Annotated in this window: 21 protein-coding genes; 7 read left to right on the top strand and 14 right to left on the bottom strand. The window is 49.1% G+C overall.

The features are described 5' to 3' along the window. Window positions 1–80: 80 nt before the first annotated feature. From cotE to ACSFXJ_RS11890, 6 genes are all read right to left on the bottom strand, one after another. Window positions 81–626, bottom strand: coding sequence for an outer spore coat protein CotE (cotE, locus tag ACSFXJ_RS11915; RefSeq protein ID WP_435925464.1), 546 nt, complete (start codon window positions 624–626; stop codon window positions 81–83). Window positions 627–793: 167 nt separating this feature from the next. Then, the gene (locus ACSFXJ_RS11910) at window positions 794–1,783 is read right to left on the bottom strand and encodes an aromatic acid exporter family protein (RefSeq protein WP_435925463.1); all 990 of its coding nucleotides are present in this window, start codon (window positions 1,781–1,783) and stop codon (window positions 794–796) included. Window positions 1,784–1,971: 188 nt separating this feature from the next. Then, the gene (locus ACSFXJ_RS11905; protein WP_435925462.1) at window positions 1,972–2,814 is read right to left on the bottom strand and encodes an ABC transporter permease; all 843 of its coding nucleotides are present in this window, start codon (window positions 2,812–2,814) and stop codon (window positions 1,972–1,974) included. Between the two features lie 3 nt (window positions 2,815–2,817). After that, the gene (locus ACSFXJ_RS11900) at window positions 2,818–3,597 is read right to left on the bottom strand and encodes an ABC transporter ATP-binding protein (RefSeq protein WP_435925744.1); all 780 of its coding nucleotides are present in this window, start codon (window positions 3,595–3,597) and stop codon (window positions 2,818–2,820) included. Window positions 3,598–3,631: 34 nt separating this feature from the next. Beyond that, complete coding sequence (locus ACSFXJ_RS11895) at window positions 3,632–4,639, bottom strand: ABC transporter substrate-binding protein (RefSeq protein ID WP_435925461.1); 1,008 nt, start codon at window positions 4,637–4,639, stop codon at window positions 3,632–3,634. Between the two features lie 150 nt (window positions 4,640–4,789). Beyond that, window positions 4,790–6,307: a carboxypeptidase M32 gene (locus ACSFXJ_RS11890; protein ID WP_435925460.1), complete on the bottom strand. Its 1,518-nt coding sequence runs from the start codon at window positions 6,305–6,307 to the stop codon at window positions 4,790–4,792. A 144-nt stretch (window positions 6,308–6,451) separates the two neighbouring features. Here ACSFXJ_RS11890 and ACSFXJ_RS11885 point away from each other — a divergent pair, with 144 nt between their 5' ends. The 5 genes from ACSFXJ_RS11885 to ACSFXJ_RS11865 all read left to right on the top strand — a co-directional run bounded on the left by ACSFXJ_RS11885 (window position 6,452) and on the right by ACSFXJ_RS11865 (window position 11,839). Beyond that, window positions 6,452–6,775 (top strand): iron-sulfur cluster biosynthesis family protein, encoded by a 324-nt coding sequence (locus tag ACSFXJ_RS11885; RefSeq protein WP_435925459.1) that lies wholly within the window; start codon window positions 6,452–6,454, stop codon window positions 6,773–6,775. A 36-nt stretch (window positions 6,776–6,811) separates the two neighbouring features. Beyond that, complete coding sequence (locus ACSFXJ_RS11880) at window positions 6,812–7,375, top strand: beta-class carbonic anhydrase (RefSeq protein ID WP_435925458.1); 564 nt, start codon at window positions 6,812–6,814, stop codon at window positions 7,373–7,375. Between the two features lie 97 nt (window positions 7,376–7,472). Next, a complete protein-coding gene (locus ACSFXJ_RS11875; protein WP_435925457.1) occupies window positions 7,473–8,645 on the top strand; it encodes a MalY/PatB family protein in 1,173 nt (390 codons plus the stop codon). Between the two features lie 165 nt (window positions 8,646–8,810). Beyond that, window positions 8,811–9,872, top strand: a complete 1,062-nt coding sequence (locus ACSFXJ_RS11870) for a glycosyltransferase WbsX family protein (protein WP_435925456.1) — start codon at window positions 8,811–8,813, stop codon at window positions 9,870–9,872. A 95-nt stretch (window positions 9,873–9,967) separates the two neighbouring features. Beyond that, window positions 9,968–11,839 (top strand): LTA synthase family protein, encoded by a 1,872-nt coding sequence (locus ACSFXJ_RS11865; protein WP_435925455.1) that lies wholly within the window; start codon window positions 9,968–9,970, stop codon window positions 11,837–11,839. Window positions 11,840–11,946: 107 nt separating this feature from the next. Here the strand turns inward: ACSFXJ_RS11865 and ACSFXJ_RS11860 are convergent, their stop codons facing one another. Beyond that, window positions 11,947–12,402, bottom strand: a complete 456-nt coding sequence (locus tag ACSFXJ_RS11860; RefSeq protein ID WP_435925454.1) for a hypothetical protein — start codon at window positions 12,400–12,402, stop codon at window positions 11,947–11,949. A 223-nt stretch (window positions 12,403–12,625) separates the two neighbouring features. Between ACSFXJ_RS11860 and ACSFXJ_RS11855 the strand changes: the two genes are divergently transcribed. Continuing rightward, window positions 12,626–13,441: a lipase family protein gene (locus ACSFXJ_RS11855; RefSeq protein ID WP_435925453.1), complete on the top strand. Its 816-nt coding sequence runs from the start codon at window positions 12,626–12,628 to the stop codon at window positions 13,439–13,441. Between the two features lie 42 nt (window positions 13,442–13,483). Here the strand turns inward: ACSFXJ_RS11855 and ybaK are convergent, their stop codons facing one another. The 7 genes from ybaK to ACSFXJ_RS11820 form a co-directional block, all read right to left on the bottom strand. Further along, window positions 13,484–13,984: a Cys-tRNA(Pro) deacylase gene (gene ybaK, locus ACSFXJ_RS11850; RefSeq protein WP_435925452.1), complete on the bottom strand. Its 501-nt coding sequence runs from the start codon at window positions 13,982–13,984 to the stop codon at window positions 13,484–13,486. 778 nt (window positions 13,985–14,762) lie between these two features. Then, window positions 14,763–15,596 carry a carbohydrate ABC transporter permease gene (locus ACSFXJ_RS11845; protein ID WP_435925451.1) on the bottom strand — a complete coding sequence of 278 codons (834 nt, stop codon included), beginning with the start codon at window positions 15,594–15,596 and terminating at the stop codon, window positions 14,763–14,765. A 3-nt stretch (window positions 15,597–15,599) separates the two neighbouring features. Then, entirely contained in the window at window positions 15,600–16,493 is an 894-nt protein-coding gene (locus ACSFXJ_RS11840) for a carbohydrate ABC transporter permease (protein ID WP_435925450.1), read from the bottom strand. A gap of 6 nt (window positions 16,494–16,499) precedes the next feature. Further along, on the bottom strand, window positions 16,500–17,837 hold the full coding sequence (locus tag ACSFXJ_RS11835; RefSeq protein ID WP_435925449.1) for an ABC transporter substrate-binding protein: 1,338 nt from the start codon (window positions 17,835–17,837) through the stop codon (window positions 16,500–16,502). Between the two features lie 929 nt (window positions 17,838–18,766). Continuing rightward, the gene (locus ACSFXJ_RS11830; RefSeq protein WP_435925448.1) at window positions 18,767–20,455 is read right to left on the bottom strand and encodes an ABC transporter substrate-binding protein; all 1,689 of its coding nucleotides are present in this window, start codon (window positions 20,453–20,455) and stop codon (window positions 18,767–18,769) included. A 93-nt stretch (window positions 20,456–20,548) separates the two neighbouring features. Beyond that, window positions 20,549–21,421 carry a carbohydrate ABC transporter permease gene (locus ACSFXJ_RS11825; protein WP_435925447.1) on the bottom strand — a complete coding sequence of 291 codons (873 nt, stop codon included), beginning with the start codon at window positions 21,419–21,421 and terminating at the stop codon, window positions 20,549–20,551. Between the two features lie 16 nt (window positions 21,422–21,437). Next, window positions 21,438–22,364, bottom strand: a complete 927-nt coding sequence (locus tag ACSFXJ_RS11820; protein ID WP_435925446.1) for an ABC transporter permease — start codon at window positions 22,362–22,364, stop codon at window positions 21,438–21,440. A gap of 250 nt (window positions 22,365–22,614) precedes the next feature. Here ACSFXJ_RS11820 and ACSFXJ_RS11815 point away from each other — a divergent pair, with 250 nt between their 5' ends. Next, entirely contained in the window at window positions 22,615–23,487 is an 873-nt protein-coding gene (locus tag ACSFXJ_RS11815) for an AraC family transcriptional regulator (RefSeq protein ID WP_435925445.1), read from the top strand. Window positions 23,488–23,498: the final 11 nt, after the last annotated feature.

Below are 23,498 nucleotides of genomic sequence, written 5' to 3'. Positions count from 1 at the left end.
TCGACGACGACGCCCCTGCCGCATATAGTAGACCGTAACTACTTATTCAGTTGTGCCGGGATGGGTGAACAGCCACAGCCTTACAGTTCGTCGTCGAGGAGGTCCGGATCCAGATCTTCGTAGTCACCGTAATCGGATCCAAAATCATAATCCTTTTCACTATCCCCGCTACCGGGCACGACAAGAACGTTCAGCTTGGTTTCGGCAACGAGTTCAACCGCGAATTCGCGCTCCACGCGAACCGCCACCCGTCCGTCACCCGCTACGCTGGCTTCAACGGTGCTGGGTTCTTGCGTTGCCTCCGCAGTAACCTCCACCGTTGAAGCGCGATGTCTGGAATCAAGATAACTCAGCGGCACATTCTCTACATAAGATACCGTCTCTTTGGCTACTTCCGTCTGCGAGTTTTTGTCGTAGGAATACCAGATGTTGATGTCGTAAGTACCAATAACTTCAATTCCGTCTCCTGCGGCCACCGCTTCGTACTGATGGTTGATGATCCACGCCCCCAGTATGCTTGACGGTTTGTGTGGCGGAGTCACGGTATGTGTTACGGTAGAGAACTTACGACCTTTCCCGCAGATCGCTTTCGTGATGATCTCTCTACTTTGATATTTCAATGACATGATTAAACCTCCTCCATACATCATTCCATACATATGTATGCAGGAACTGGGCGAATGTTGAAGCCCAACTTAAAAATAAATAGGTCAAGTGAGAAAAATGTATAGAAAAGCCCGGTTTTATGCCGGAATAACCTATACATGCAAGATTCAAATCAAATGCTAACGAATCAATTCCCGTCTGCAAAATCTCCCGCCGTCTTGCCCTTCCGCAACGAAGCCGGCGCTTTGGAACGTTTGGCGATATTCAAAAATTGACCCAGTTCCCGGCACAACTGGAGCAAAGCGGACCGGATCTCGAATTCCTCCCGGGTTGACGGCAGCTCCATTCTTTTGAAATCTTTTTCGAGCTCGAAAAGCATTTTTTCGGTTTGGCCCTTATATTCCTCGCAAATGACATCCTCGCTTAAACGGTCGAACAGCAAAGCCGTAATTTCGCCTTGAGGCATCCGCTGATACACTTGGGAAATGAGCTCCAGCATGCTCTCGATCCGGCCAAGCTGCTCCTTGCGCATATAAAAATAAACGGACCACGCTTCACTCGGTGAAATCAGTTGGTTCTCCAAGGCAAGCTTGGATGAACTCAGACCGTCCTCGACAAGCTGTTCCGCCTCGATCAGCTCCCTGCCGTCCCAAATATAATAAGGATCCCTCAGCGATTTGGCGCAATGGGCGAAAATCACCGCAAACAAGCCGTCCACCCGCTTCCGGATGCTCATCAGCTTATCTTCCGCTTTCGGCATATAGGCGAAATTCACCAGCATGGCCGCACCCAGCCCGATGACCAGCAGTTCGACTTGCGTCAGAAACACGGAAAAGCTGAGCTCTTCCCCGCCAAAGACTCTAAAAACGACGACCGAGCTTGTCACGATGCCTTCTTTAAAGTGGGCTCTGCTGATTAACGGGAAACCGATCAGGATATAGAGGCCGAGAACCCAGAGGTGAAAGCCGAACAAATAAAACAGCAAAAAAGCGAGCAATACGCCAAGCAAGGACGCGAAAAACCGGGAAGAGACCGATGCGATGCTGCGTTTTCTCGTGACGTCCACGCCCAAAATCGCCAGCAATCCCGCTGAATTGGCCCCTTCCACGCCTGCAGCTTCCGCGACCACGACCGCAAGCAAGGTGGCAATCGCCGTTTTGATCACCCTGAATCCCATAGTTCCACCCTACCTTTTTATGTATATGTGTAAAACTTACACCCTATCGTACTTGATTTTTTTATAAGGGACAATCGTTGCCTTCACACAGAAATAGGGCTGCCGGTTCGTCAGAAGTCCGGAAGCCCTTGTTTGGACAAATTAGCCTTCGCAGTTTTGCAATCATTCAGAGCCAATCATCCCGGATGTCACCGCTGCTTCAGCAGTTTCCGCTCCAAATAGACGACAAGCTGATACATTCCCGTAGCCACGACGGCAATAATTACAAGGCTTGCGAGCACCAAGGTGAAATTAAACACCTGGAATCCATAGACGATCAAATATCCAAGTCCGACCTTCGCCACGAGGAACTCGCCGACGATGACGCCGACCCAAGCCATTCCGACATTCACCTTCAAGGTAGATACGATTGCCGGATATGATGCTGGAAGAATCGCCTTTACGAAAATATCCCTACGGTTCCCTCCAAAGGTGCGGATCACCTTGATGAAATTCGAATCCACCTCATTGAAGCTGTTATAGACCACGAGCGTCGTCACGATCACTGTGATCGATAACGTCGTTACGACGATCGCCGTAAAGCCCGCCCCGAAAAGAACGATGAAGATCGGGCCGAGCGCGACTTTCGGCATGCTGTTGAATACGACCATGTACGGATCGAGTACCTTGGATAAAAAAGGGGACCACCAGATCAGCACGGCCAGCAATGTGCCGACCAAGGTTCCGAGCAAAAATCCGACCGCCGTTTCCCCCACCGTCATCGCCAAATGAGGCCACAGCTCCCCGGTCACCACGTCCTTTACAATTTGCGCGCCGACTTTGGAAGGATAACTGAAAATGAGAACATCCACCCATCCGAGCCTGCCGGCCAGTTCCCACAGGCCGATCAAGGCGGCAAGGAGAAGCAGCTGCGTTGTGAGTACAAGCCGGCTCATTCGCCGTTTACGGCTGCGATGCTGCAGCCATTTTTCGTGAGCCCAGCCCTTCGTGCCGGAGGCCGGCTCGTTCCGGGAGACCGCTTCGTTCTCCATCGGTTACTCCTCCTTTCCTTCCAGCGATTCAAGATCACGCCAAATTTCATGGAACAGGTCGTTGAAACCCGCTTCCTCCCGCGCATAAAACGGCTGCGCCTTCCGGATATTGTCCGGAACCTTGTAAGTTCTGCGGATCCGTCCCGGTTTGGCGGCCAGCACAACGACCCGGTCGCTGACCGCGATCGCCTCGGATAAATCATGCGTCACAAGGATTCCCGTCTTTCCCCGTTCCTGCAGCGTCTCGACGATCAAGTCCTCAAGCTGCAGCTTGGTTTGGTAATCCAGCGCGGAAAAAGGTTCATCCAAGAGAAGCAGATCCGGGTTTGTCGCAAGCGTCCGAACCAGGGCTACGCGCTGCCTCATGCCTCCGGATAATTGATGAGGATACTGATTCGCCGTATTGCCGAGCCCCATGCCATCCAGCAGCTTCATGACCTCGGACCGGCTTTCGTCGGTCAACCTACCCGTCAATTCAAGTCCGAGCAGCGCATTGTCCATAATGGTCCGCCACGGAAATAAATAGTCCTGCTGCAGCATATACCCCACTTCCCGGGATGGCCCCCTCACCGGCTTGCCATGAAGCAGCACTTCCCCCCTGGATGGGGGGAATAAGCCCGCGATGACGGACAGAAGCGTGGTTTTGCCGCAGCCGCTCGGACCGACCAGACTAATGAATTCGCCGGGACTGACCGCTAAATTCATCCCTTCCAGTGCAAGCACCGCTTCCCGGTCCGTTACATACGCAAGATCGAGATCTTTCAGTTCAACGACAGGAACCATAGCCATGTTTGTCACGCTCCTTTCCGGCATCGTTCTAAGGCTGTGATTGTACGGCCGCTTCCGCGAATCCGTTATTGACGATTTTATCCGGCTCCACCCGTTCTTTCAGTTCACCCGCACTTTCCATCACATCCAGCAAATTGTTCCAGGCATCCTCCGGCAACGCGGGGGTTTCGGCATAGGTTCCTTGCTCCAAATATCGCTTGACGGAGCTTACGAGAATATCCTGGTCCGTATCCTTAAAATAAGGCGCGATCGTTTTGGCCGTCTCTTCCGGAGAATGCTCCTGCACCCATACTTGCGCTTTATGAATGGCGTTCGTAAATTTTTGCACCAGATCCTTGTTTTTCTCGATATAGCTCTGTTTCGTCATATAAACGGTATAGGGCAGCTTGCCGCTTTCCGTTCCGAAGGAGGCGACGACATGCCCCTTGCCTTCGCGTTCGAAAATGGAGGCCTGCGGTTCGAACAACTGAACGTACTGTCCCGTGCCTGAGGCAAACGCCGCGGCGATGTTGGCGAATTCGATATTTTGAATCAGTTCCAAGTCGGCGTGCGGATCGATTCCGTGCTTTTTCAAGGTAAACTCGCCCGCCATTTGCGGCATTCCGCCTTTGCGCTGGCCGAGGAAGACGCTTCCCTTCAGGTCCTCCCAGTCAAAATCGCCCGCCGCTTGTTCCCTGGACACCAGGAACGTGCCGTCCGTCTGGGTCAGACCCGCAAAATTGATAACCGGGTCTTCCGCGCCTTGCTGATACACATATATCGAGGTTTCGGCACCGACCAAAGCGACATCGATCGCGCCCGACAGTAATGCCGTCATCGTTTTATCGCCGCCCGCCGTCGTTTGCAGTTCGACATTCAGGCCTTCCTCCTTGAAGAAGCCTTTCTCCAAAGCGACATATTGCGGAGCGTAAAAGACGGAACGGGTCACCTCGCCGATTTTGACGGTCTTTCCTTCCTTGCCGCCGCATCCGCTAAGCGCTCCGGCAAGCAAAATAACCAATGCCAGTGCAAGCACCGGTAAACGTCTCAAAAACATGCCTTTCACCTCTTTCATGCCGTTTGAAAATCATTAGACTTTGATTGCAGTGTATGCGAAGGTCCAGTAAATGGTTAAGGCCATCTTCGGACAAAAAGAAGCCCCCGTCCACATCAGGTGGAATCGGGGGCTCTTCGCTGCCGTCATTGATTAAATTCCGTAAATCGCTTTGTACTTTTGCTCCAAATAATCGGCGAGATAGTCCGGATTCAAATCTTCTCCCGTCACGTTTTTGATGATTTCCGCCGGTTTTAGGCTCTTGCCGTGCCGATAAATTTTTTCCGTCAGCCACTCTTTGATCGGTTGGAAATTACCCTCGGCAATAAACCCTTCGAACTGCGGGATTTCCTTCCTCAGCGTATTCGCGATTTGGGCAGCATACATGTTGCCGAGCGCATAGGAAGGGAAATATCCGAAGCTTCCGCCCGACCAATGGACGTCCTGCAGCACGCCCAGCCCGTCATTCGGCGGAGTCAAACCGAGATATGATTGATATTTCTCATTCCACACTTTCGGCAATTCACTGACCGGAAGCCCTTCATTGAAAATCATTTTTTCGATTTCATAGCGGATGATAATGTGAAGATTATAGGTCAACTCATCCGCCTCGATCCGGATCAACGAGTTTTCCACCCGGTTGACGGCCTTATAGAACTCCTCCACCGACACATCCTTTAACTGTTCCGGGAAGTGTTGCTGCAAATCGCTAAAGTAGCGTTCCCAAAACGGACGGCTGCGTCCGACGAAGTTTTCCCAGAACCTGGACTGAGATTCATGAATCCCCATGGAAGTCCCCTCACTGAGCGGGGTTCCGGCGAATTCCTTTCTGATATTTTGCTCGTAAAGCGCATGTCCGCCTTCATGTAAATTACTAAAAATCGCGCTCGTGACGTCGTCCTGCAAATAATGGGTCGTAATCCGGACGTCGCCTTGGTTCAAGGTAATTTCAAAAGGATGCACCGTTTCGTCCAAGCGGCCCGCTTCGAAATCGTACCCGATCTGCTCCAGCAAAAACTTGCCGAACTTTTCTTGCTGGGCTTTGTCGTACAATTGGTTCAAGAAAGGGGCCTGCGGCTTGTGCGGAGAAGCCGTAATGGCATCCACGATCGGTACAAGCCGGTCGCGAAGCTGACCGAATACCTCATCCAGCTTTTCTACCGTCAAGTCCGGCTCGTACATATCCAGAAGCGTATCGTACCTGGTTTCCTTCGGACCCCAATAATCGATGAATTCCTGGGTCAACTCCACGATCCGTGTCAGATATGGCTCAAAACCGGCGAAATCGCTATTTTCCTTAAAGTCGGCCCAAACGGTCTCGGCGTGAGCGGTCAGCTCCGCATACTCCTGATACTTGGCCGCCGGAATTTTCACGCTGCGGTCGTATTCCTCCTGAACCAGCTTCACCAGTCTGCGGCCCGGTTCATCAAGCTCGCCAAGCACAGTTTCATGATTCAAATAACTTAAAAACTCTCCCATTTCAGCGGAAGTTTGGAGTTTGAACGCTTCGGTCGAAAGCAACCCGATCGTTTCGGAGCGGGCCTCGGCTCCCTTTTTCGGCGCACCGGTTCGAAGATCCCAATGCATCAAGGATACAGCCTCGTTATAGCTGTCGATTTTGCGCAAATACTCAACGAATGATTTCCATTTTTCGGCCGTTTCCTGTTTCATGACAAGTCCCACCTCACCTAAAGAAATTGTCTGCTCCTCTTGATGATACTTTTTATAAAACGTATAATCAAATTTTAAGGCGACCTATTTAATTGTATATATCCAAATTTTCACCATTCTAAAAGCGCAAAGGAGATGTCGGTTTTGAAAATTTCTCTCGATTCCGGCGCGGAACAGCTGATCCGCGAATCGTTGGACGGACGTCCCGGCCTGCTCCGCCTGGTCTATGACACCGAAAATTGCGGATGCGGCATGAGCGGGGTTCCAACGCTGCAGATTGCTTCCGTCCCGGGAGATTATGACATGTCCATGGAAAACGACCAGTTTCCGTTTTGGATCGACCGGATGCAGGCCGTATTTTTTGAGGAAGAACTGCGTCTTACCGGAGAAATGTCGCTCCGGACCTTTCGTCTCGACGGCCCGTCACAGTTTTACAAATCGAATATCCGGATTTCGGATCGGCGTTAAGTCAACAAGACAACCATTCCAAGGAGGAGATTCATCTTGAGCCAATTACAAACGATTTTGGAGTACAACCGCACCTTTGTCGCCAACAAAGAATACGAAGCATACGTAACCGACAAATTTCCGACCAAAAAGATGGTGATCGTCACCTGTATGGATACAAGATTGGTCGAACTTCTACCGAGAGCCATGAATCTTCGAAATGGAGACGCAAAAATTATTAAAAACGCAGGCGCCGTCATTTCCCAACCGTTCGGGAGCGTCATGCGCAGTCTTCTCGTTGCCATCTACGAGTTGAAAGCGGAGGAAGTTTTCATTGTGGGACATACCGGCTGCGGCATGGCTTCCCTGAACGCGGAGCATATGATCGGAACCATGCAGGAGAAAGGAATCTCCGACGACGTCCTCAACACGCTGGAGCATTCGGGCATCAAACTCAAGAAATGGCTGCGCGGGTTTAATAATGAGAAAGAAGGGGTAATCCATACTGTGGAGATCGTAAAAAATCATCCATTACTTCCCCCCCATGTACCCGTTCACGGAATGCTCATCGATTCCACAACCGGAGAACTTGAGCTTGTCGTTGACGGATACAATGCGTAACAGACATCTCTTTCATGTTTGGCGCGGACCGAAAGCGGTTCGCGTCCTTTTTTTAAACAACCTTACATTTAAACATGCCGAAAGGATGGCTTAACCGATGAATTTTGATTTTAATGAACGTACCACCCGACGCGGGACGATGAGCTATAAATGGGATATGGGGGAAAAATTGTTCGGCGATCCCGACGTGCTTCCGCTGTGGGTAGCCGATATGGATTTCAAGTGCCCTCCGGCTGTCATCCGGGCGGTTTCGGATCGGGCTGCGCAAGGAATGTACGGTTACACCATCCGTACCGAAGAATATACGGAAGCAATCACGGGATGGTTCGGGCGGCGTCATCAATGGAACCTGAAAGCGGACTGGTTGACGGATTCCCCCGGCGTCGTTCCCTCGCTCAGCCTTGCCGTACAAATGTTGACGGAGCCCGGTGACGCCGTCATTTTGCAATCGCCGGTTTACAATCCTTTCTATGACGTCATTCTGAAAAACGGCCGCGTATTGGCCGAAAGCCCATTGATTCTCAATAACGGCCGTTATGAAATGGATTACGACTTGCTGGAGAAATGGATGCGCGAAGGAGCGAAGCTCCTGCTCCTTTGCAGCCCGCAAAACCCTGGCGGCCGGGTTTGGACGAAGGAAGAACTCGTACGTCTGGGCGACCTCTGCGTCCGGTATGATGTCAAGGTTGTTGCCGACGAAATTCACTGCGACCTGGTTTTTCCGGAGCACCGCCATTACCCTTTTGCCTCCATTTCCGAGGCTTATGCGGAACGGACCGTGACCTGTCTCGCCCCTTCGAAAACCTTCAATATTCCGGGGCTTCAAACCTCCTTTACCGTCATATCCAACCCGGAAATGAGACGGCATTTCGAAGACCGTATCCATACGCTCGGCCTCGGCTCCGTCAACTATTTCGGGCCGGCCGCAACCATCGCCGCGTATGACGAAAGCGAGCCTTGGCTGGAGGAGCTACTAAATTACGTCAAGTCCAATCACGACTACACCATCGAATTTTTATCGGAGCGCTTGCCTATGCTTCATCCGGTCCGCTCCGAAGGAACCTACTTGCTGTGGGTGGATTGCCGGGAACTCGGTCTTTCCAGGGCACAGCTGAAACAGCTTATGTACAGGGAAGCCAAAATCGCCTTTACCGAAGGCTCGATTTACGGTAAGGGCGGCGAAGGGTTTCTCCGTATCAATCTTGCCTGTCCTCGAGAATTGCTGACGGAAGCGTTGGAGCGATTCGTCCAGGCAGTCGGCAAAAGTTAAACCAGGCATTGTAATGTGGATCAATCCGTCTTCCCGGCGGGTTGATCTTTTTTTGCGGACTGCACATTTGTCCTATAACAAAAGCCCCTCCATTACATACAATATCCAGTATGTTGAAAGCATACTGCGCACGGAATTAATTCCTTCACAGGAGGTGACCTGCTCTTGAAGCTTATCGCTTTTCATCTGCCCCAGTTTCACCGGATTCCCGAAAATGACGAGTGGTGGGGAAACGGCTTTACCGAATGGACGAACACGCGAAAAGCTTCTTCGCTCTATCCTGGCCATTTGCAGCCTAAACTTCCTCTCGACGACTATTATTACGATCTTACGGATGCTTCAGCGAGAAAGTGGCAGGCAGATGTCGCCAAAAGCTACGGGATCTACGGATTTTGCTATTATCATTACTGGTTTAACGGAAAGCAATTGCTGGAACGCCCTATTAAGCAAATGCTTGCTCTTGGCGAGCCGGACTTTCCCTTTTGCTTGTCCTGGGCGAACGAGTCCTGGACCCGGCGATGGGACGGGGGCAGCCAACATATTTTGCTGGAGCAAACTTACGGAGATGAACGGGAATGGGAAGAACACTTTTATGAACTGCTCCCTGCTTTCCGTGATCCTCGCTATATTCGAGTTAACGGTAAACCCATGTTTCTGATCTACAGACCGGCGGATATTCCCCGCTGCGACGAAATGCTCGGCTTTTGGAGACGGCTGGCTCAAGCACACGGCCTAAATGGTATTTACTTTGTCCGTACGCTGGGAGGTTTTCCGATTGTAGATCAAAAGGGATTTGACGCCAATGTGGAATTTGAGCCTCATTACACGTTCGCCCATAGCGGATCGACCCAAATCTGGCGCAAGCTTGAAATGGAGCATCATCAACATACGGTCATCGACTACGACCTGGTATGGCAGCAGATCCTAAACCGATCCCGCCGAAGCGACCGAGGCGCTCTTTTTCCCGGAGCTTATGTTGGCTGGGATAATACCCCCCGGATGGGAATCCGGGGACAAAGCACCGTCGGAGCCACTCCGGAGAAATTCCACAGGTACCTCTCCAACCAAATCAAATGGTCAAGAGTCTTGTATAAGAGCGAATTTATCTTCATAAATGCTTGGAACGAGTGGGCTGAAGGCACCTATTTGGAGCCGGATCAACACCATCGCTTCGCTTATCTCGAGGCCGTGAAAAATGCGTTAAGCCCGACGTTTCAAAGCAGCTAAACGGATTGACACTTTTCTTCATTTCTATCAGTTGATTTCCACCAATTCTAGTAATAAAATGACTACATCTTAATAGAAAAGGATGCTAATTTCCCATGTCGGTTCGAGTCCAACGTACGCTCAGCATTCGATCGATCGTATTTTTCTCGCTGATCATGCTGGCAAAAAGCTATTTTGCCTGGTTTTATTTGTTTGAGGACGGTCCCACCTGGACCACCTGGCTCAAAGAAATTCCTTGCGTGCTGCTCGCATTTTGTCTGATCGAATGGTTCGCGACAAAACACAAGCTGGCTATCTACATAATTGTGAATCTTTTGATCACCGTCTTGTTCTTTTCGCTGATCATTTACCACAACCATTTCGGTATCATTGCGACTTCGCAGGTATTGGGCCAAGCCAAACAAGTCGGGGCCGTCAAAAAAAGTATATTTGCGGTGCTTCACCCCTCCTATCTGTTGTTGTTTCTGGATCTGATCATTATCGCCTTCTATGTGATTTTCAGGCGCAACAAGGCACGGGGATGGATCAAATCCATGTCGCATCCGAGCAACCGCAAGGTCGTAGCGGCTATGTTCTGCTTATCGATTTTGATATGCTCCTTGAATATTTTTCCGAACCGGGCAAGTATGAATGAAACGGTCAAAGCCGAACAAATGGGGATCTTGAATTACGAGGCTTACACGCTGTTGGCGGACGAGGAAGAAGAAAAAATAGATATCAAGGAAATCACCCAGGCGGCCATCAACGAGGAAAAAGGGATTTCTTCTCCCCTTCAACCGGCCTTATATGGGGCCGCAAAGGGCAAAAACCTGATCATCATCCAAATGGAGTCCTTTCAAAACTTCTTGATTCATCTTTCGATCGACGGACAGGAAATTACGCCCAACTTGAATCAACTCGCGGACAGCAGCTACTACTTTCCCCGTTTTTATCAACAAGTGGGACAGGGAAATACATCCGATGCCGAATTCATGGTGAACACTTCTTTCTATGTTCCGGCGGACGGCGCTGCGACACAGATGTATGCTCCCAAAGAGCTGCCTAGTCTGCCGAAGCTTCTTCAAGCCCAGGGTTATGACACCGCGACCTTCCATACGAACGATGTTGATTTTTGGAACCGCGGCGAGCTTTACGCCGCTCTCGGATTCGACAGGTACTATGACAAGGCGTTTTTTGGAGAAGAAGACCTTGTGTTTTATGGAGCTTCGGATGAGGTGCTTTACGGAAAAACGGCCGAAGAATTGGCGAAAATGAATCATACCGAACAACCCTTTTACGCCCACGTGATCTCCATGTCGGCTCATAACCCGTTCACCATTCCGGAAAGCAAATACAATATGACTCTTCCCGAACGATTCGAAGGAACTTTGGTCGGTGAATACATTCGGGCGCAAAATTACGCCGATTACGCGCTCGGCCATTTTATTGATGAACTCAAGCGTAACGGCGTGTGGGAAGACAGCCTGATCGTACTTTACGGAGATCATCGGGGACTGCCACTCTTTTCTCTGGAGGATCATGATAAGTCACTGCTGGAGGAGATCTTCGGACATGAATATAAGGAACGGGACATGATAAATATCCCGCTCATGATCTCATCGGCCGAGATGACGACCCCAAGCGTCATGAAGCAGCTCGGCGGACAGGTCGATATTTTGCCGACCGTATGCAACTTGCTCGGTGTTTCGTTGGAAAATCATATTCATTTCGGGCAGGACTTGTTGAATCATCCTTCCTACAATCTGCTCCCCGAACGCTATTATTTGCCCACCGGTTCCTTCGTAAACAACGGCGAACTGTTCCTTTCCGGAAGCGGGTTTGAAGACGGCGAGCATTATTCCCTGGATGGCGACGAAACCAAACCGCCGCAGTCTACCGAGGATGAATTTAACCGGGCACTGGAGCTTCTCAGATTGTCGGACAGCTATGTGACGCAATTGCCTGAGCGGGAAAAATCGGAGGAATAGGCAAACGCGTTTTATACTTAATGTATAAAAGGCCTCTTATTATTGATGAGAATAATAAGAGGCCTTTGCTATTTTAAGGTCAATTTGATCCCAGGCCAAGAGAGAGTTTACCAAGGAGTATCTGCACTTTTAAGATATACGACACCTTTTGGATTAGCCGTACTGCCATGTACCTGCAATATATATGCTCCTGAAGGAACGCCACCGCCGTTTTTCGTCCAATCAAATGTTTTACCGGCTTTCACAGTCGTATCTAAAATCACGCCATATTGAGGATAATCAACGCTTTGGAGTGTTACTCGAAACGATTGACTTCCCATATTTTTGGCTTGTAACTTAAGATTACCGGATCCCTTGGCGATAGATAGAGTTTCTGTATAAGTTGTCTGTCCTCCTTCTAGCTTTAACTCCCATTCTCCAGTAACATGAGATGAAGTATTCTCTATCTCTTCTGATTGTTTAGACTTTAAGTCAACATTTGCCGAAACAGCATTAAAAGCACCTGCAACAAGCGAAAGAGAAAACGCAATCGTGCCAATCATCTTTCTCATTTTACTCGTCATAGTACTTTCACACTCCCTTCCACTAAAAAAAATAATAAACACCATCACTTCCAAATTGTACTACTATTAATACCTCATATAAACGCTTGCTGCAAATTCAACCACGCGAGGAAATGGTTCTGCTTCATAACAAAGATTTTTTTCCTCTTCTTTTTCTGAATTCCGCAAGCACCTATTCCGCCTTTTTGTCATATTTAATGAATCATAGAGGGGCGGGGTCCAGGTGAGCATTAAAAACAGTATTGAACAACGGGCTATCTTTTTGGCAGCCGTCTGCGGGCAGACCTACACCCAATTTGCCAATACGGACGGCTCGTTTGTTGTGCCGACCAATTATGCGGTCAGATATACGATTCGCGCGAAATCGTTCAGCCGTATCTGGGAACGTTTCGGATTTATTTTGGAATCGCCCGAGGAAATCATTATCGCCTTCCGGGGAACCAGCACAACGACCGATTGGGTCTCCGATATCATCGCCTCGCAACAATCGTTCAAATACATGAAAGAAGAAGGCCTCACACATCGCGGCTTCACTCAAATTTATTCTTCGGCCCGCCAAGGAATTCTGTCGGAGCTCTCGAAACTATCTCAGGACAAAATATTATATGTCACTGGACACAGCCTTGGCGGTGCACTGGCAACATTAAGTGCTGTCGATATCGCAGCCAACTCTGCCTATTCACCCGTTCTGTTTACGTTCGGGTCTCCCCGGGTTGGGGATCCCGATTTTGTGAATGCTTTTGCCAAGTATGTCCCGAGAAGCTACCGTTTCGCCAATCTGTTCGATATCGTCACCCATGCACCACCACCTATATACAAGCTGCCCAAACGTGACAAAAAATTTTACTACAGTCATGTCCGAACGCCCTCGAAACTCTCCTTTCAGAAAGGTGCCATAGGTCTCAACCACGTGATCGGAAGTTATTTTGCGGAGCTGGCCCGTCTTCACCCGGAATTTACAAGTGAGCTTTGTTCAAAGAATCCGGGATTCTGCCCGGAAACGGAACTGACTATGCAAGAAACTAATGCAACGAATTGAAACCAACGTTCTTATTCAAAAAAGCCGGGTGCTTCAAGTAAGCTACTCGGCTTTTGTCGTCTCCAGGCTAGTTTTAATTACCGGTAAAAATTTCGCGTTTACTTGGCGGGCAAGCTGCATCGGGTCAAGCTCCATTTGGGTGCCGATTTTCCCGGCACTGACCACCATTTTTTCCAACGCTTCCGCACTCACATCGATGAACGTAGGATAAAGCTTTTTCATCCCAACCGGCGAACATCCTCCGCGGATATACCCCGTCCATTTCAAAAGGTCCTTGACGGGCAGCAACTCGAGCTTTTTTGCGCCGGCGGCTTTTGCCGCCTTTTTTAAATCAAGTTCCGCCGCAACAGGGATAATAAAGACATAAATTTGATTGCCTTGATGTGCGACCAGCGTTTTATACACATGATCGGGATCCCTTCCGATTTTATATGCAACCGCCAAGCCGTCAATTTTTCCGTCTTCATGATTGTATGCCAACATCGTGTACGGAACGTTCGATTTATCCAACATGCGCATTGCGTTCGTTTTATTTTCAGACATCATGGGCCCCCTGTAAATTAGCAAGTATCATAAACATGCGTAAACCCCCGCCAGCCTTCGCTACCGGGGATTTACGCACCGATTATGCTATTCAATTTTCCCTGTTCCTCCTGCTAACAAACCATATCCACGACATGGTCATGTTCATCATTTTTTCTGTTACTCCACTCCATCAGGAGTCAAAACCCATGTCCTGCATATGGGGTGAGTTCCCGCGTACACGATGCTCACGGGCGGCGCTTTCACGGACGCATCCCTTGATGTGAAGATCGTTGGTTGTACGCTTCGCTAACCGTTTGCATTGGAATCGCGCTCCTTCATGGCAAGCGATACGCTTGCGTTAAGTTGCATTTCCTCGACATCGGTTACTGTTGCCATCTGCCAACTTGGGTCCCCACATACCCGCTATCTGCTAAAAAGACGTTGTCACGGACGCCTTTCCTTGTGATTACAGACGCTTCCGGTATGCTTCGCTTACTTAGATCATCGGGAGTCACCTCGCTCGAGATTTCAGCGCATCACCCCAGATACCGATGGGGATCGGTTCCTTTGGTGATGTCTATATCATACTTTACATTCAACTTAAGATAAAACGCCGTTATTCGACATATTTTGGGAATTCCCGCCTTATCTTATTACCTCACCGTCTCTTTGAACACGATCATAAAATTCCTCGATTTTATTGGATTTTTTTCGTATTTCCTAAAAAATTGCATGCCGACTCCCTTCAATAATACATATACAGGCCTTACGGGACGGCTAAGATTAACGGCCTTGTTTATCCCTTGACCGCCCCCGCAGTCATCCCATCGATAAAATATTTTTGGAAAGCGACAAACAGAATAAAAATCGGAATGATCGAGAAAAAGGAACCGACGATCAGTAAATCATAATTGTTCCCGTATGGGGTCAGCAGTGTCTTCAACCCGATAGGAAGCGTGTATTTTCGGTCATCGCTAAGCACCATAAACGGCCAGAGGAAGTTGTTCCAGCTGTTCATCCCGTTCAAAATCGCCATTGCCGCAAATGAAGGCTTCATCACCGGCAAAATAAGGCGCAAATAAATCCCGTACTCGGAAGCCCCGTCAACCCGGCCGGCCGCGATAATTTCTTTAGGAATCCCGCTCAAGTATTGTCTGAAGAAGAAGATCGTGGCCGCCCCGGCGACGCCGGGCAAAACGATCGCGGAATAGGTGTTCATCAATCCGAGGTTAAACGTCAGCGTATATAAAGGAAGCAGCAAAATTTCAAACGGCACCATCATAATGAGCAGTACGCAAATGAACAACGCATTTTTCCCTTTGAATTCATAGGCCGAAAACCCGTACGCGACCGTGGCGCTGACGATCAGCGTCAGCACCACCTGCACGACCGTCAACAGCAGGGAATTGAAAAACCATGTGAAATAGGCGTGATCCCCCGTAAACAAATATGCGAAATTGTCCAGGCTCATGACCGACAAATCGAACCGCAAGTTCAGACCATACCTGATCAGGTCCTCCCCGGGCTTGAAGGAGGCGATCGTCACCGCGTAGAAAGGAATCAGGATCAATAGACAAATGACCGAAAATATCGCAAAAAGGATGATTTTGGCGGGAAGTTCTCTTTTCATCGGTTACTCCTCCTTCTTGAACAATCCAGAGAACGACAATTGCGCCAGATTGATGATCATCGTAATTACGAGGAGGACGATTCCGACCGCCGCCGCGTAACCCAGGTTGTTTTTCTCGATCCCTTGCCGGTATAAATATCCTACGATCGTTAAACCTATATTTTTCGGCGAATTGTTCCCGTTCCATAGCATCATGCTCTCGATGAACATGGCGAGTCCGGCGTAAATGCTAATCGTAAGCACATAGACTGTCGTCGGCTTCAGGAGCGGGATCGTAATCTGCGTGAACCTCTGAAACCTTGAAGCTCCGTCGATGGAGGCGGCTTCATAATAATCGTCGGGAATGCTTTTAAGGCCGGATAAAAAATAGAGCACGTTCACCCCGGTCCACCTCCAAACCGCGAGCGCCACCAAGGCGATATAACCGGTTACCTGTCCTTTCAAAAATTTGATCGGTTCAATGCCGAAATAGCCCAATATACTGTTGATCATCGACCCTTCCATCTCGCCGAACATGAGCCGGAAAATCGTCCCTGCGACGACAACCGAAGTGAGCGCCGGAAAGAAGAAGGAAGATTTGAAAAACTCCCTTCCCCACAGCCATTTTCCGTTCATCAGTACGGCCAGCAGCATAGGGACCGGAATCAAAATAAGCAGGGTGAGTACCATATACACGGCACTGTTCATGACGGCTTTAAAAAACACCTTATCGCCCAGCAGTTTTGCGTAATTGCTCATGCCCACCCACTGGGCCTCCTGACCGAGCGTCACCTTCTGAAAGCTCATGCTGACCGAACTTCCGAGCGGATAAATCCAAAATACGAGAAATACAAGGATAAACGGCAGCACGAATACATAGGGAGCGATTTTCTGCGAATAAAGAAATCTCTTGATCATGGATTCCTACTCCTTCAGGTCCTGTTCCACCTGTTCCTGCGCGTCGTCCAGCGCTGCTTTGATGTCTTTGCCGTCTTCAAAAATTTCATTGAGCGTCACTGTATACAACACGTTATTGATCGTAGGCGAGGCGGGAACGGATTTTGACATCATGATCTCGTCCTTGATTTCATTCAGAACGTCGAACGGATTGTTGACAAAGTATTGGATGAACTGGTTATCCGGATTATGAGTCACGTCCTTCATGGCCCAAACGTCCATGTTGACCGGATCAAAGCCGAGCGTATTCCAGATTTCTTTGTTGGCATCAAGCGACAGCTTCGCGAAGGCGAGAAAATCCTTAGCCAGTTGAATGTCTTTCGCCGTCTTTGTCACAACCGTTCCCGTTCCTCCGCCACCGACGGATCTCGGCATGCCTTTTTCAAAGACGGGAATCGGGGCGATCGCGATTTTTCCGGAAAGATCTTTCATATAGTTCGTATAACGGGACATTTGCCATAACGGCATAAACGCTGTCGCATAGTTTCCGGCGTTGAATTCACCGTAGGCTTCCTCCGTATCGGGCTGCCCGCCCGCAATGGTCGCAATCACATGGTTATCCTGCAAATCCTTCAAAAGCGTGAGCGCCTTCACCATCTCTTCGGAGTTCAGTACCGGATTGCCCGCTTCGTCCGTAAAGTCCTTCCCTTGCTGGGCCAGCAATTGGGATAACTGCCATCCCGCGCTGGTATCGGCGGTCCCCATATATTTACCGGTTTTTTCGTAGACCAGGATCCCGGCTTGTTTGTAATCCTCCCATGTTTCGATCGTTTTATAATCCACGCCGGCCTGCTCCAAAATTTCGGTATTGTAAAAAGCCACCGATGCCCCGACATGGGTAGGAATACCGTAGTTATCTCCGTCTTTGCTGTAAATGTCGACCCTGGATTTTACGATCGTGTCACGGTAAGGGTCGATGACATCGTTCAGCTTTTCCAGTTGCGGGGTTCCCTTCAGGAAGTCGGGAAATTTCCCGAGCTCGATATCTGAAATATCCGGTGCGCCAACCCCGGTTTGGACGGCAATGGACAGCTTGTTGTGCATATCGTCATAAGGCATGACAGTGACCTTCAGCTTGATTTGACGGTCCGGATTGGCTTCGTTCCATTTCTGAAGCATCTTCTCAAAGTGTTGGCCGTGCAGCTCCACGAAAGTCCAATAGGATAGTTCGGTGGCGTTTTCGCCCGCTCCCCCATCCAGCACCGCAGTCTCCCCCTGAGAGGAAGACGAAGACTTGCCTCCGCATCCCCATAACACCGTTGTCATCAAAAGCGCCGTCAATAAAACCAGCCATGTTTTCTTCATGACTTGACCCTCCTCATCTGGTTTCAAATAAAACTGAACCGATTAACCAAAACCTCAATGAATACGCTTTCGGCCTAAAATAACATATGTACGAACATTTAAAAATAGGAGAACTTTTTTAGCGTTGTTTAAAATGCATGGATAAAGTGAGGCGGGATCGAGGCCTTTAGGGGATGGAATTGGGCAGGGGATGGATGTGCGTTCGAAAGAATTGCTGTTGGCGGCCGGAGTGAAATGATTACTGCACGTCTCCTTTCAGTTCATGGTTGAAAAGTAATAGAGATTGGGCCCGATCAGGCCATTTTCGCGGAATTGTGGTTGAAATATCATACACATTGGGCTCGATCAGGCCATATTCGCGGATTGTGGTTGAAATATCATACACATTGAGGTCAAACAGGCCATTTTCGCGAATTGTGGTTGAAATATCATACACATTGGGCTCAAACAGGCCATTTTCGCGGATTGTGGTTGAAATATCATACACATTGAGGTCAAACAGGCCATTTTCGCTTAATTGTGGTTGAAATATCGTACACATTGAGGCCAAACAGGCCATTTTGCGGAATTGTGGTCGAAATATCAGACACATTGGGCTCAAACAGGCCATTTTCCGGATTGTGGTTGAAATATCATACACATTGAGCTCAAACAGGCCATATTCGCGGAATTATGGTCGAAATATCATACACATTGAGCTCGATCAGACCATTTTCGCGGATTGTGGTTGAAATTTCATACACATTGAGCTTAAACAGACCATTTTCGCGGAATTATGGTTGAAATATCATACACATTGAGCTCAAACAAGCCATTTCCACGGAATTATGGTTGAAATTTCATACACTCTGAGCTCGCCGCAGAGTCTTCCCATTAAAAAAGTCCGGAACACCCCTTCAGGCGTCCCGGACCAACATCTCGCTTCATAATCAATAACCAAGCAAGCCCTTCGTGCTTTCAAAAATTTCATTCGCCATTTCGGTGTATCGGGCGCTCCCGTTGGCTTCCGCCGTTTTTACGTATGTGTCCCAATTATCCAAGCTTTCCTGGCCCGTAATAAATTTCAAGGTCATTGTTTTCACGTAATCGATAAGCGGTTTGGAGATCAGGTTCATCTGCTCGCTTTGATCCGGCGTTCCCATGATCGGCGGTGCAAGGGTACGAGGCTGTCGGTTTTTTAAGATTCGATCGTTATAATCCTTCTCGCCGTCGGTCATCTTCGACAATTTCAGCTTGGCGGACCCGCCGTAAGCAAATACTCCGCCTCCGAAGCCGAAATCGGCGTTCAATTTCTTCGTTGCCGTAGGGTTAAGACCGTTGTACGTAATGTCCGGATTGAGCGCGATGTTTCCGTTCGCATCCTTCGTATAGGTCTCCCCTTCAACACCCCATAGGCTGAGCGTTTGCCCTTCTTCGGAGTACCAGAGCCAGTCGACAAAACGGAGCATTTTGATGAACTTTTCCTCGCCGAGATCCTTGAGCGCGTTCTGGCTGATCATGATTCCGTTCTCCAGCCGGGACGCTTCGATTTGCAGCATTCCTTTCGGCCCTCCGGGCTGCACGATCATGTACAGCTCTGCGTTCGGATCCTGCATTTTCGTTTTGAAATCGGACATCAGCTGGTAATTTCCGTTGATGATATAGCTATCGCCTTTATAGAACTTGGCTTGCGCCGCATCGTCCTCCTGCGTGAACGATTCCGGGTCCATAATGCCTTCTTTGATCAATTTGTTGAAATAAGTCACATATTCTTTGAAACTTTCCGTCGTATTCGCAAAATAAAATTGTTTTTTCTCTTCGTCGAACTGCAGACCGTTGGCCACTCCCCAACCGCCGGTCACGCCGTACGCAACGGCCGCGATGTTTAACGTCGCTTCGCCCTTGAATTGATCGGAGAAAATGTTTTTCTTCCCGGTATGCTCCTGCACCTTTTTCATCGCCTGATAGAAATCCTCATAAGTCCAATTCCCTTCATTTCCGGTTACATCGACACCGGCAGCTTCGAACACATCCTTTCGGATGATGTACGAATATCCGCCGCCGGAAACTTCCCAAAGACCCGGCAGTACGTAATATTTGCCGTCAGCCTGCATTTTGGTCGTCAGGTCTTTTTCCATTCCCCAATCCTTGACCGCTTTCGAATAATTCGGCATGTACTGGACATAATCGCTGATCGGTACGATTTGTCCGCTCGGAATAAAGGAAGCTTCCTCGTACGTTTTCGGGATAATATATGGCGCGTCGCCGCTGTTTACGAGCAGCGATTTTTGATTCTCATATTCCGTTCTCGCCGTGATGGACAGATCGAAGCTTACATTCGTCTTTTCCTGGATCGCGCTCCATAATCTCCAGTCTTCCTTGTAGGGATAGTTCTCATGATCGCTGTACATCATCGAGTAGGTTACCGGTTCGTTGGAGCGGAAGGTTTGATTCTCGCCGAAAGTGTAATCAAGCGCGGCATCGTTATTTTGATTTCCTTCCGTCTTGTTGTCCGTCGATTCCGGCTTGGCCGTCTCCGGCGCTCCGTTTCCGTTCGAACCTGAGCATGCAGCCAGGCTTACGGCAAGAAGCAATGACAGAATGACTCCCGACCATTTCCGAATTCCTCTTTTTCTCATACCGTGCCTCCCTTGAATATTTCATTTATATAAAAAATGAACGTAGGAAAAGAACTTGTTCATTTTATATAACAGCAATATTAAGCACGCCTTTTACCCCTTAACCGACCCGATCATCATCCCCTGGACAAAATATTTCTGAACGAACGGGTATACGCAGATGATCGGCAGTGAGGTGAGCACCATGGCAGCTGATTTGACGGTTGCGGCGATCTGGTTGGCTTCCTCGGATGTGGCCCCGATTTCGGTTGGGCTGATCGCGGTTTCGATCACTTGCCGCAAATATAAGGCAATCGGCCATTTATCCTTCGATTGCAAATAAAGCGACGGCCCGAACCAGTTGTTCCAGATGCCCACAATGACGAACAACACCATCGTTGCAATAATCGGCTTCGACAAAGGCAGCGTGATTTTAACGAATATTCCGTAAACGTCCAATCCGTCCACCTTCGCCGCTTCCTCGATCTCGTTCGGCAAGCTGGTGAAAAACGTTTTCATCAGAATGACGTTGAAGGCGCTGATCGCTCCGGGGATAACGATCGCCCAAATCGAGTCGCGCATGCCGAGCGTCTTGGCCACCAATATGTAATTCGGAATCAGCCCCCCGCCGAAATACATCGTAAACAGCACGAACGGGATAAAAAACTTGTTCATCCGCAGTCTTTCCTTGGATAGCGGGTAAGCCAACACCGCGGTCGCCGCCACGGAAATCAGCGTTCCGACGACGGCATATAAAATGGTGTTCCCGTAATATCTGAAAAAGTCCGGTTTGCTCAAAATGACCTCATAGGTTTTGGTCGTGAAATCCACCGGATAAAACGAAACCTTTCCCGCATAGACGGCGGCCTCTCCGCTGAACGACTGGGCGACCAGATATACAAACGGATAGAGCGTCATAAAAACAACGACTGTCATGATCAATCCGTTGAATATTTGGAAGCCGCGATATGACAACGATACTTTCATTTACGTAGGCTCCTTTCTACCACAGGCTGGAATCCGTCGTTTTCTTGGATACCTGGTTTGCAATGGTAACGAGGATCAAGCCGATCACGCCTTCGAATAGGCCAACGGCCGTCGCGTAACTGAAATTGCCGCCCGTAATCCCCATCCGGTATACGTAGGTGGATATGACGTCCGCCGTCTCATACGTCAGCGGATTGTATAGCAGCAATATTTTTTCGAAATTCGAGCCCAATATATTGCCGATATCCAATATGAGCAGCGTCATGATCGTCGGCAAAATACCGGGGATCGTCACGTGCCAGGCCAGACGGAAACGGTTCGCGCCATCGATTTTGGCCGCTTCGTAAAGCTCGGTATTGATCCCGGTCATCGCCGCCAAATACAGGATCGTGCCCCAGCCAAGCCCCTGCCAAAGCCCGGAGGTGACGTAAATCGCCGGGAACCACTCCGGCAAAGAGATGAACGGGATTTTCTCGAAGCCTAGCTTTGCGATCAGCGCGTTGATCGGTCCGTTCAGAGATAACATTTCCTTGATCATCCCCGCTACAATGACCATCGATATAAAATGCGGCAAGTAAGAGACGGTCTGAACGAATTTTTTCAGCCGGAGTCTGACGATCTCGTTCAACAGAAGCGCAAAACAGAGCGTCAACGGAAAGCGGAAGAGCAAATAAGTCGTGCTCAATACAAGATCGTTCTTGAAGGCCCGCCAAAAACTCGGATCTTTCATAAACATCTTGAAATAGTCGAATCCGACCCATTCCGTCCCGAACAAGTTCGGTCCGCCGCGATATTTGCGGAACGCGATAATATTCCCGAGCATCGGCGCATATTTGAAGATAAGAAAGTAGATCACCGGAATGACAAGAAACGAGTAAAGCTTCCATTCCTTACGGACATGCAGCCAAAGCGGGGTTGCGTCTTTCGTTTTGATGTGTGCCATAGCCTCACTGCCTTTCTTCTAATCTTCCGTCTCCGGTCCTACATCGAATATTTCGTGAATTCCGGCAATTCTTCGCTCGTATGATAGAAAGTGTACCGGCTGCTTCCAGATCGCTTGTTTACCCGTTTTTGCGATATGTATGCGGTTTCAATTGGCTTTATTATATCGGCTTTGTCTTTGTCGTTCTTCGTGAATTTAGCTAATCGCTTCTCAAATATTGCGAACTTCGACCGGAAAGGACTGGTGAATCATGATCGAAATTTTGCATGGTGCCAAAGAAACGGTTGCCTACCGCGAGCATTTCGGGATCCGGCTTTATTTGAACCAGGAGGCCGAGGATTATCCGATCCATTGGCATACCGCCGCGGAAATTATCATGCCGATCGAGAATATCTACACAGCCGTCGTCGACGATATCAAGTACGTGCTGCAGCCCGGCGATATCTTCGTCATCCCCTCCGGCGAGCTGCACCGGCTTTTTGCGCCCGAATCGGGAAAAAGAATGATTTTGCAGTTTGACTGTTCCACCTTGTATAACATAGACGGTTTCAACTCCACGTTTCATTTGCTGCGTCCCTGCCTGCACATCACTTCCGGGCAAAATCCAAAGCTTCATCAATCGCTGAGGCCGCTTCTTCTTGAACTGATGGAGGAATATTTCAGCAAATCGCTCCTCCGGGAGGCTTCTTCCTATTCCTTGCTTATCCGGTTTTTAGTCGTTCTGGGCCGGAATTTCATGAATGAAAAGCGGCACTCGCCTCGCGACGAAGGTGTAAAAAAGCTCAAATATATCGATAAGCTCATTCAGGTTTGCAATTATATGAACGAGCATTGCACCGAAGACATCCAAGTTGAGGAGCTTGCGGACCTGGCGGGTTTCAGCAAATTCCACTTTATGCGGCTGTTCAAACAATTTATGGGCATGTCCTACTACAGCTATCTCAACCAGCATCGAATCATGCATGCGGAAAAACTGCTGATCGATCCGAATCTGTCCGTGATGGAGGTGGCGATGAGTTCGGGATTCGGGAGTTTGGCAACGTTTAACCGGGTATTTAAAAATTACAAAAAATGCACTCCTTCGGAATATAAGGCTTTGCACGGCAACCATGCCCTTCGTTGAACAAATGGTCT

Source organism: Paenibacillus salivarius (assembly GCF_051307165.1).
GTDB lineage: Bacteria > Bacillota > Bacilli > Paenibacillales > Paenibacillaceae > Fontibacillus.
This window is presented reverse-complemented; position numbering and strand designations above follow the sequence as displayed.